This window comes from Bradyrhizobium sp. LeoA1Lang (assembly GCF_055413685.1).
Map to the genome: position 1 here is coordinate 1 of NZ_JBVAPG010000234.1, position 9,312 is coordinate 9,312.

Here is a 9,312-nt window from a genome sequence, read left to right on the forward strand (position 1 = left end):
ACGGCTGGCAGACCCTCGCCAGCAAGCCCATTGCTCAGCCGGTTGATCTTGCCGCCTGAGCAGATATCATCCGTTCACCGGAGACTCGCGACGGACAAATTCCAACCAAGTTCGCGACGGCACCGGGCGGTATGGGGACCTGGTCTTTGCAGGCAGCGGCATCCTGAGTAGCGATCCAACTGCTGCTGCATTGGAGTCCCCGCCCCCCGCCGAGGCAAATGACGGCGCCCTGAGAATAAACGCGCTGTTGTAGACGCAATTCCTGGTCATGGAATCGATCTTCTGGGGGCATAAGAATGTCCTGCGCCGATGCCGCACCAGACATCATGCAGGCGCTGACAGCGATTGCAAAAGCTGATCTCCACATTCACGCATCCCTTCTTCTCAGCGGTCGGGAACCTTGACGGGCCGCGGTGACGCGAGTCGCCATCGGGTAATTGCTCACTGTGACGGCGATTTACTTCCTGCTGCGCTTTTCCGCTGTCGCCCCTTAAGCCGGTTTCGACCAGCCGGTGGTTGCTTCGGCCGGGCTCATTCGAACGACGGATTTCGAACGCCACGCCTTCGGGGTCATTCGCTTGAAACCAAGTCTCCCCGGCGTCCTGGTTGGCGAATATCTTGATGTGATCTTTGTCGCCACCTGCTTGCTGGTATCGACATGACGAACACGGTCATTGGTGCCTCTTGAGCTTTCTCTTGCCGCGGTGGTGATCCTTGCGTGCGGGGTTGAACTGGCGAACGTGCTCGCGGTTCAAAGCCTTCGTGATGCGGATGCGCGCGAACATGGTGGGGCCATTGAGGTCAGCCACCAAGATGAGGGCATCAATCGCGGCTTGCCATTCCGGAGCGCTGGTTTCCTTTTGGGGGGAGGGCGGTGATGCAGTTCGCCGCATCGCGGAGGGAGACCAACCCGCGCCCTCCGTGCTGGGTTGATCGGCTCGTCGCGCAATTGCATGAGAAAGCGACCATCCGTATTAATCACGATGGCCGCGGCGCCTTCTCTTAAGCTCATGACCATCCTCGATGGAGCGGCGGATGGCGAAGGTCTGGTCGAACGCCATCTACGCGCCGGGTGTTCATACGAAACCAATTTCCACCCACGATCCATAGATCAAGCAACCGTTCGCTCCGTTGCCGGCAGTCTGATGACCGATATGGACCGGCGTGTTGAAGCAGCGATACGAATTCCACATGTTCTGAAATTGCACGGTGATATCGATCGCATCGCCGAAGGGCGACGTCGCATTGGTACGCAGCTTTTCAAGGCCGGCTCCGAAGTTGTTTCGGCGCTCGTCGTGGACGCAATTACCGCGGCAGCAGGAATGGTGGTGGCCAGCAGCCGCTGCCAGACCACACAGCAATTTAGTGGTGGCTTAGACGTCGCTTGGATTGGCTGCGCTTGGATTGGCCACTCGTCTTCTTTGCAAACAACCGTTTCAACTTGGCTCGCAGGCGAAGAACCTCTTCATACTAGGCCCGCAGATCGTCTCTGATCCACGGCAGTGATGGCGGTTCTTTGCGGCGGTTGCGATTTGGCATACCGGCAACCTAGTGCCGAGTTTTCCCGCCCGCAGCACAATACCCGAATTAAGCAGATGCTGCGATTTCAGGTTAATTCTGGAACCGTCTCAGCTCGAGATCGTCAAGCGTTCCAAACGCCGCTTGCGCGGGCCGCTAGCTGGCACAAGCTACTTCAGTCAAGGTTATCATCCTTCGTCACCGCTGCCTCGTAGCCCTCAGGCACCTCGGGCCGGCTAGCGTCGTCATTCCTCGAATTGCACGATGGGCAGGGCGCTCCGGCACCACCGCAGTTGCAGGCCAGCCGACCGAGCCAGGGCTTCGTCGGATGACCCGCGCAAACCCAGCGGCAGTTGTGGCAGCGAATGCACCACGTCATCCTCAGAGGTCCTCCCGCAGTCCCTTGAGAACGGGTGCCGCACCTTGCCCTCGGCCGATTTCGCCCGGTATTCGATCTCGGCGAGCAGCTTCGGCTCAACCCAGATGCCGGCGCGATCCGCTTCGCATAGGCTGGCGGCCACGAGCACGATCTTGACCGGCTTCGCCTTCAGGGACCGAGAGATGGGTGGTACCGTTCGCTGACGGGGGCGAAAATCTCGCCGCCGATGATCGCCGAGCCGGCTTTCATCAGCGCGAGGGTCGCGACCGGGAGTGCCGCTCACCGAGAGCGCTGATTAGCCCGATCGCGATAGTAAAGGCACCGAGAGCAAACCAAATTGGGAACATATCGGACTGAACCGGTGAAACAGCAATTATCCAGCCGCCAAAACCAACTAGCATGACAGAGATTAAATGCGTCACGGCGGTGTCCACGCCCGCTTCCTTTCGCGTCAATTGTTTGCTTTCGAGATCGTCACATTTTTTCTTGCCAGGCGATAGGATCACGTGCCGTGGTCGCTTTAAGGCAAGAGCGCGCATAAACAGGCGAGTGGTGCCTAGTATTTGTCGCGCAAATTCTAAGTCGGAGCACGCATTCCTGGCGAAGTCAGCCACTTGTTGACTTGAGAGGCGACATCTATCTGGCGTGCTTTCCGCAGAAGCTCGTCGCGGCGAATGCTTCGGGGCATGCCTTCAGCCTGTTTGCGCAAGTTGATCGCCTCTTGCGTTAGGCGGAATTCGAATGTGGATGATGACAGCTTGAAACGTCGCCGAACCGGCACAGCGGTGCTCCCTGTGTGATTGGGCGGGAGCGCAACGGGCGTTCTCATCACCGATAGAAGCCATGGGCCGGGCGGTGATGTAAGCGACTAGACACCCATTTCAGCCGGGAGTCGACATAAATTCGCGTCAGGCGCTTCGAATGGTCAAATCGGACACCGAAGCAAGTAGAACAGGGCGCTATTCCCTTCGATCTGAGCCGTTTCCCGCGAAGTCTCATGGCCGCTCATCAACAGCATGTCGGCTTCCCAGACCTGCCACTCCCACTTCTGCGGGAGAAGAGCAATCAGCGTCACTTCAAGCATGCGCATCGCGGGAAGTTTGGCCATACAGCCTATATGCGCTCCTGACCGTCAACATTCCAGTGGTCAATAGCAGCCTTCATGTCGCGTCTCGTCGGGTCGTTCACCTCTTTGCGCCATTGCGACCGCCGAGCCTACGAGGCTGACCGCGCGTTGATCCTTGCGAGCTCGCGACGCTCGTCATCCGACAACTGCCCCCCCGCACTGACTGCAGAGCTGCCTGAAAACGTCATACAACTTGCTTCGCAACTTCGACGACTTCGGTGTCGTCAAATCCACGGGAGTCCAAGAGAACCGGCAGTGAGAAACTGATCTGACCGCTCTCGAACTGAAACGCCAAGCGAACGCGGCGGTGCCATTATGGGCGTCGAGCCCAAGATCAGCGCCCTCAATCGCTATTTGCAGAGCTGGGACGTGCCCAACCTGTTCGTCATGGGTGCCACGGCCTTCCCGCAGAACCCCGGATATAATCCCACGGATACCGTGGGCGCACTCGCCTATTGGGCGGCAGACGCGATCGTAAACCGCTACCTGAAGAGTCCCGGCTCGCTCGTGCAGATTTGACGGCCAGCACTCCGAGGTATTGGCATGAGAATGCGCAATCTGATGATTCTTGCGCTCGCGGCCTGCGGGATCGGCCTGACTGCCGCGCGCGCGGCGGAAGACAACCAGGCGTTCGAGAAGATCGAGCGCGGCCGGTATCTCGCCGTGCTCGGCGATTGCGCCGGTTGCCACACCGCGCCGGGCGGTAAGCCTTTTGCTGGCGGCGCTGCGCTGGAGACGCCATTCGGAAAATTGCTCGGTCCAAATATTACGCCGGATGTTGCGACGGGAATCGGTGCCTGGACCGAATCGGATTTGTGGCGGGCGATGCATGAGGGGATTGGTAGGGATGGGGTTCGCCTCTATCCGGCAATGCCGTGTCCCGCCTACACCAAGGTTACTCGCGAGGACGTATCAGCGATCTGGGCTTATCTGCGCACATTGGAGCCGGTGCACAACGAGGTTCAGCCGAATCAGCTCAGGTTTCCGTTCAATGTCCGCCGACCGGCAACATCCACCTGGGATTTGATCAATTTCAAGCCCGGGGTGTTTCAATCCGATCCGACAAAGTCGGATGTGTGGAACCGTGGGGCCTATCTGGTCGAAGGCCTCGGCCATTGCGGTACCTGTCATACACCGAAGAACATCACGGGCGGCGATCGGGGTGGAGAAGCCTTGCAGGGCGCATTGTTGCAGGATTGGTATGCGCCGGATCTGACCGCGGATCCCCGTATGGGCATCGGTCATTGGTCCACGGAAGACATCGTCCGCTATCTTAAGACCGGTGCCAACTCTTTTGACATTGCGTTCGGGCCGATGGCCGAGGCCGTTGAGAACTCCACCTCTCATATGACAGATGCCGATCTTCTCGCGATCGCCACCTATCTGAAGGATCGTGCTCCTCGAGGCCCGAACACGGCCGTTGCGCTGGCGCACGATGACACACGCATGGTGGCGGGCAAGGCAGTCTATGAGAACCGTTGTGCGCCATGCCACATTTCTAGCGGCGCGGGCGTTCCAACCCTATTCCCGCGCCTGGCACAAGCGCCCCTGGTCCAATCCACTGATCCGACCTCCTTGATTCGCGTCGTTCTGATCGGCAGTCGCGCTGTCGCCACTTCAGCTGCCCCGACCGCACCCGCCATGCCATCCTTCGGTTGGAATCTCAGTGACACAGAGATCGCGGACGTCCTGACCTATGTTCGCAATACCTGGGGAAATGCCGCGTCAGCAGTCCAGTCTACGGACGTCAGTACGCTGCGTGGCCGCGTGTCTCGATAACATCGAGCACCGCTGCGTTCGAACCTTGGCGGATCGACCGAGCGCGCTCGCCATACCTGTGGTAAATCAATCGGACATACCGATGTTGCAGTCCCCACGCCACGGACGTCAGCCATCTTGCTTTAGCTGTCCAATGCCCCGTTTTTACCGACGCCTAAATCAAGACATACCGAGACTTGTCAGGTCTATTCGCTGAAAAAAGCCTCAGAAGTTCCGCTGGGCACGAAGCTGCAGGTGAAACGTGTCCTGGTCTTTGAACTCGTAGCGCGCGGTAGGCTTGGGGGCCGAAGTGCCGAGGACCGCGGAGCCCTGGAATTTCTGATCGAGGTGGAACCACATGAATTCGGCGGAGAAAGTCAGGTTCTTGACCGGGGTCCAGCGGGTGATGACACCAAGCTGCGACAGGTTGAAGTCGGGGTTGCAGACGTAATCCGCGCTGACTGCCTTGGCGGGGGTGGTGTAGTTCGCGCACATGAAGGCTTTGGCCGCGCCGTCATAGCGGACGGCCACATACGAGCCGAACAGGCTCGACGACCAATAGGGGTCCCAGTTGTGGTTGAACGCCCCGCGAACGCCAAAGGCCTCCGTCAGATGCAGCGAGCCGTCGCCGCCGGCTGCGACCGGCAGATAGACGGCATCGGTCGTCGCACCGAACCCGATGCTCTGATAGGCGCCGAAGGCGCTGGCGCTGCCGAAGATGGCAAAGCTCGGCGAGGTTGAAGCCGATGAGATGACGTACTTCGTCGCCCCCTTGGAATAGCTCGCGTCCATCTTGATGTCGTCGCCGGGACCGGTCGGGATGTTCTTGATCTGCAACGCCGCCATCACCGCGCCGCCCCACGAGGTGTCGGGATGTCCGGAAAGCTCGGATGCTCCGGTCGGCGCCGCGCCTGGCAGGCCGACGGCGCCCGCTGGCGCTCCAAGGGCGTTCAGGACATTGTAGGAGGCATTGACCTCATGCGCCGCGGCGGAAATCTGGAACAGACCCCAGGCCTGGTCGACGCGGATGTTGCCGACCACATCGGGCGCATGGACGCCGGCATAAGCGTTGCCGGTGTTCAGCGTGGCGTTCAGCGGCAGCGACAGGTTGTAAACCGCCGTGCGGTCCCACACCGTCGGATCGTCGAGGCCGATGCTGCCGGTCACTCCGTTGCCGAAATCCGCGGTGTACTGGATGTTTTGGACGCCGGTATCAGTGTTCTGGCCGCCGAGCAGGAAGTCCGTGATGTTGCCGGGGTAGCCCTGCCAAGGCGACGCGTAGGCAGAGGCGGACTGACCGAAGGTGAAGCCTGCGAACTGGATGAAGAGGTACTGGATCGAAACGAAGCCGCCGCCGGGAGTTTCGAGCAACTGCGAGCCTGCGACCGGCAGCGAGCCGTTGATCGAGTTCGGATTGAAGGTGTTGTTGCCAAGCGTAGAGAACGTAAACCGGCCCTGCCCGAAGGTACGGACCACGCCATATTCTGTGGCGGTGCGGGTATCGATTGACAATAGCATGCGGGAGCGGGCGGCGAAGTAGTCGAAGTAGCGGTTATGTTGTCCTGCGTCGGCGTTCCAGGGAGGCGTACCCTGTATGCCGCCGTTGAATGTGGTGTCGACCCGGAGATAGCCGCCGATCTTCATGCAGGTGTCGGTACCGGGGATGAAGAAGAAGCCTGGGCCGTAAGCTGAGCAGATCTTCACATATTCGATGGGCTTCGCTTTGACCGGAAGGTCGGCGCCCGCGGCTCCGCTGGTTGCGAGCAAAAGACCCGCCGCTGGACCGAGGATAAGGATTCGAGTTGTCGCCATTACCGGCCTCCGCCGTGAGACCCGTACGTCCACTCGGAAATCGAATGCCCCATACTTTTAGCGCAGGAAGCATGTCGTACAATGCGCGGCGACGTGACGCTAACGGGTTCATGTCGCACTGTGACTTTTTCGCAACGCATGCGAGCGCCGCTTCGAAACGCATGCTGTGAAAGCAGCCCTGGAAGCCGGATCAATGCTGTAGCTGACGTCGCCGCGAATGGGTTCGATCCGCTATTCCATGAGACGATCGACGGCGATTTCGGCTTGCGCCGGGGCGCCCACACTTATGCTCGGGAAATATCGCTCACCTCGGGTATTGGCCAAATGCGAATTCGGCTACTTCATCGGGCGATGTCCCAATTCGAGGGCGGAGCGGCTAGCATTGCTCGCCTCAGTTCTTTTCAGTTTGACCGGCAGCGGACCAAGGCTCGTCGACTGCCGCGCCCGCTGCGTGAGGTTTTTGAACCGGGCTCTACGTCAAGTGTGAAGGAAGTACAGCTTAGATTCGCCGGCGTCCCGGTAAAGCTCGTTGTGGCGCTATGCGCAGCAAGAAAGTGACGGCAGGAGATCATCTCATCCTTCGTGCAGGATTGACGTCAAGCGCGCCGCCAAATCTGACATACGGAATGGTTTGTCGATAATCGGAAATTCGCCCACCTGTGTGTACCGAAAAACCTTATCCGTATTGATGAAGTGGCGGAATCGCCTATTCTGGAAGAATGATCGGACTGCTCTGTTTCGTACCGGCCGTCTTGGCCTCGCCTCTCAAGTCGAAGAGTCGACTTGAAGCAGAGAATGCGGCGCTCAGACATCAATTGATTGTCCTGAGGCGCAGGCTGCATGGTCGCGTCCGGCTCACCAACGATGATCGCTGGTTCTTCATTCAGCTGTATCGCTGGTTTCCATCGATCCTGCAGGTCCTCACGATCATCCGGCCCGAGACGCTCGTGCATTGGCATCGGGCCGGATTTCGGTGCTACTGGCGTTGGAAGTCGCGGCCACAGGGAGGGCGGCCGCAGATCGAGACGAAGCTGCGCGTACCACGTCACCTTCGAGGGCTCCCGTTTTTGCGGGCGCGGCCGCTGAACAGCTTTACGGCAGGCCCGTGCCTTTCTCAGGCTCCGACGCGGACGAGAATGCGTATAGCGACGCAGCCGTCGGCAGCGTGCCATCGCAGATGGCGGCCGAGCGGGCGGCGCCCTAGGTCTAATGCGCGCTTTCGTGCCTTGCACGCTGGCGTCTAAGCTCTTCCTGAGTTCGCCCAGATGCGAAGGGCAAATTTTGCTACCGTGATGGCCATGGTCATCGACAGAAGATATTCGTAATTCGTGTCGTGCATCCATGGGTAAATCGAAATCTAATTCGATTCGTGGATGCCGGCGTGGCCTGACGAGCTTGCAGGAACAGCAGTAAGCAAGGTGCAATGCCCTTCCTGGCGCGGCCCGCGCTCATGGCGAATGCCGAAGCAATAACGGACCAGGAGCATCCGGATCATCAGCTCGGGATCAACCGAGGGCCGGCCGATGTCGCCCGTAAAACGCCTTTAACGTTGGTGCAAATCGGCCAGAACCGCAGTCGCAAACGCAGTGATCCGCCGCAACAGGTGATCAGGGGATCATCTCGTCCAGGCTAAACTCGTAAGAGAGCTGCCGCTGGCCCCGGTCCCGCCATCCCATCATCACCGACTCGCCTGCCGCCGCCTAACTAGGCAACACTGCACGCTTGGCTTCTCAAGCCCTTTTTCGACAGCATCGACCCGTTCCACCGGTTCACACGCAGGTGACCTATCGACCATTGATTTACCCTAGCTTGCGAGTTTCAATAGCACCTTGACGGTGGAGGCGAAGATGAGAGGGCTCGAATACACGAAAGAAAACGCCAAGCGGCTCGAAAAAAACTACCTCGCGAAGGACGTCGCCGCACAGCGGTCGGAAACAATTCGGCAACTCAATTTGTCCAGTGGTGAGAGTGTTTTGGATATCGGATGTGGCCCGGGCTATTTGTGCGAAAGCATGGGGGAACTCGTCGGGCCTCATGGTGCCGTCGTCGGTATCGATATTTCGACCGATTTGATTGCCTTCTGCAATCGACGAAAACCTTCTAGCTGGCTTTCATATGCCGTTGGCGACGCGACGAAAATGGATCAGGAAGACGGGTCGTTTGATGTCGTTGTATGTACGCAAGTTGCCGAGTACGTTCCTGACGTTGACCGCGTGCTTTCAGAGGCATTTCGCGTCCTGAAGTCGGATGGCCGCACACTTTTTGTGGCAACAGATTGGGACGCCGTCGTGTGGCATTCTGAAAATCCAGAAAGAATGGCTTTGATCATGAGGTCATGGGAGGCGCACTGCGCTCATCCGCGTCTCCCAAGATCCATGGCGCACAGGTTGGTCAATGCAGGATTTAGGTTTGACGGTGCAACCGTCTTTCCCATTCTCAATCTGCAATATGATGAGGATAGCTACAGTAAGGGCTTATCACAGGTTATTCGGGACTTCGTTGGGCAGAAAAACGACGTTCTGACTGATGATCTGAACAAGTGGCACGGCGAGTTGGAGCGTCTGAGCGAAGCAGGAAGATACTTCTTCAGTAGGGAATGTCAGATATTTTGTGTAAGAGACTTCTGTGAAGGGTGAATTGCAGTCGTTTGTTTTATCAGCCGGACATTGGTGTCGATCCCATGGTGGCTAACAGTGGCCGGGCAGCAAGCTCTGTCAAG

Annotated in this window: 6 protein-coding genes and 2 pseudogenes; 4 read left to right on the forward strand and 4 right to left on the reverse strand. The window is 58.7% G+C overall.

The genetic code is table 11. From position 1 onward, the window contains the following. Positions 1-1,010: 1,010 nt before the first annotated feature. Complete coding sequence (locus tag ACZYOF_RS39875) at positions 1,011-1,493, forward strand: hypothetical protein (protein ID WP_130580455.1); 483 nt, start codon at positions 1,011-1,013, stop codon at positions 1,491-1,493. Between the two features lie 406 nt (positions 1,494-1,899). On the opposite strand, the pseudogene ACZYOF_RS39880 reads toward ACZYOF_RS39875, so the two are convergent. Together ACZYOF_RS39880 and ACZYOF_RS39885 are read right to left on the reverse strand one after the other, a co-directional pair. Continuing rightward, positions 1,900-2,006 (reverse strand): annotated as a pseudogene (locus tag ACZYOF_RS39880) (ATP dependent DNA ligase); the annotation flags it as partial. 816 nt (positions 2,007-2,822) lie between these two features. Next, complete coding sequence (locus tag ACZYOF_RS39885) at positions 2,823-3,005, reverse strand: hypothetical protein (protein WP_130580458.1); 183 nt, start codon at positions 3,003-3,005, stop codon at positions 2,823-2,825. 321 nt (positions 3,006-3,326) lie between these two features. On the opposite strand from ACZYOF_RS39885, the pseudogene ACZYOF_RS39890 reads away from it, so the two are divergent. Next, a pseudogene (locus ACZYOF_RS39890) lies at positions 3,327-3,542 on the forward strand (GMC oxidoreductase); the annotation flags it as partial. A gap of 30 nt (positions 3,543-3,572) precedes the next feature. Continuing rightward, positions 3,573-4,802, forward strand: coding sequence for a c-type cytochrome (locus tag ACZYOF_RS39895; RefSeq protein WP_463719175.1), 1,230 nt, complete (start codon positions 3,573-3,575; stop codon positions 4,800-4,802). Between the two features lie 204 nt (positions 4,803-5,006). Here ACZYOF_RS39895 and ACZYOF_RS39900 read toward each other — a convergent pair whose 3' ends face one another. After that, on the reverse strand, positions 5,007-6,593 hold the full coding sequence (locus ACZYOF_RS39900) for a porin (protein WP_463719176.1): 1,587 nt from the start codon (positions 6,591-6,593) through the stop codon (positions 5,007-5,009). Between the two features lie 1,357 nt (positions 6,594-7,950). Continuing rightward, positions 7,951-8,118, reverse strand: coding sequence for a transposase (locus tag ACZYOF_RS39905; RefSeq protein ID WP_130580467.1), 168 nt, complete (start codon positions 8,116-8,118; stop codon positions 7,951-7,953). A gap of 322 nt (positions 8,119-8,440) precedes the next feature. Here ACZYOF_RS39905 and ACZYOF_RS39910 point away from each other — a divergent pair, with 322 nt between their 5' ends. Beyond that, positions 8,441-9,229, forward strand: a complete 789-nt coding sequence (locus ACZYOF_RS39910) for a methyltransferase domain-containing protein (protein WP_463719177.1) — start codon at positions 8,441-8,443, stop codon at positions 9,227-9,229. Positions 9,230-9,312: the final 83 nt, after the last annotated feature.

Bases quoted from the DNA above. Each gene is read 5' to 3' on its own strand.
- ACZYOF_RS39875 (WP_130580455.1), top strand. From the start codon at position 1,011: ATGACCATCCTCGATGGAGCGGCGGATGGCGAAGGTCTGGTCGAACGC.
- ACZYOF_RS39885 (WP_130580458.1), bottom strand. From the start codon at position 3,005: ATGGCCAAACTTCCCGCGATGCGCATGCTTGAAGTGACGCTGATTGCT.
- ACZYOF_RS39900 (WP_463719176.1), bottom strand. From the start codon at position 6,593: ATGGCGACAACTCGAATCCTTATCCTCGGTCCAGCGGCGGGTCTTTTG.
- ACZYOF_RS39910 (WP_463719177.1), top strand. From the start codon at position 8,441: ATGAGAGGGCTCGAATACACGAAAGAAAACGCCAAGCGGCTCGAAAAA.
- ACZYOF_RS39895 (WP_463719175.1), top strand. From the start codon at position 3,573: ATGCGCAATCTGATGATTCTTGCGCTCGCGGCCTGCGGGATCGGCCTG.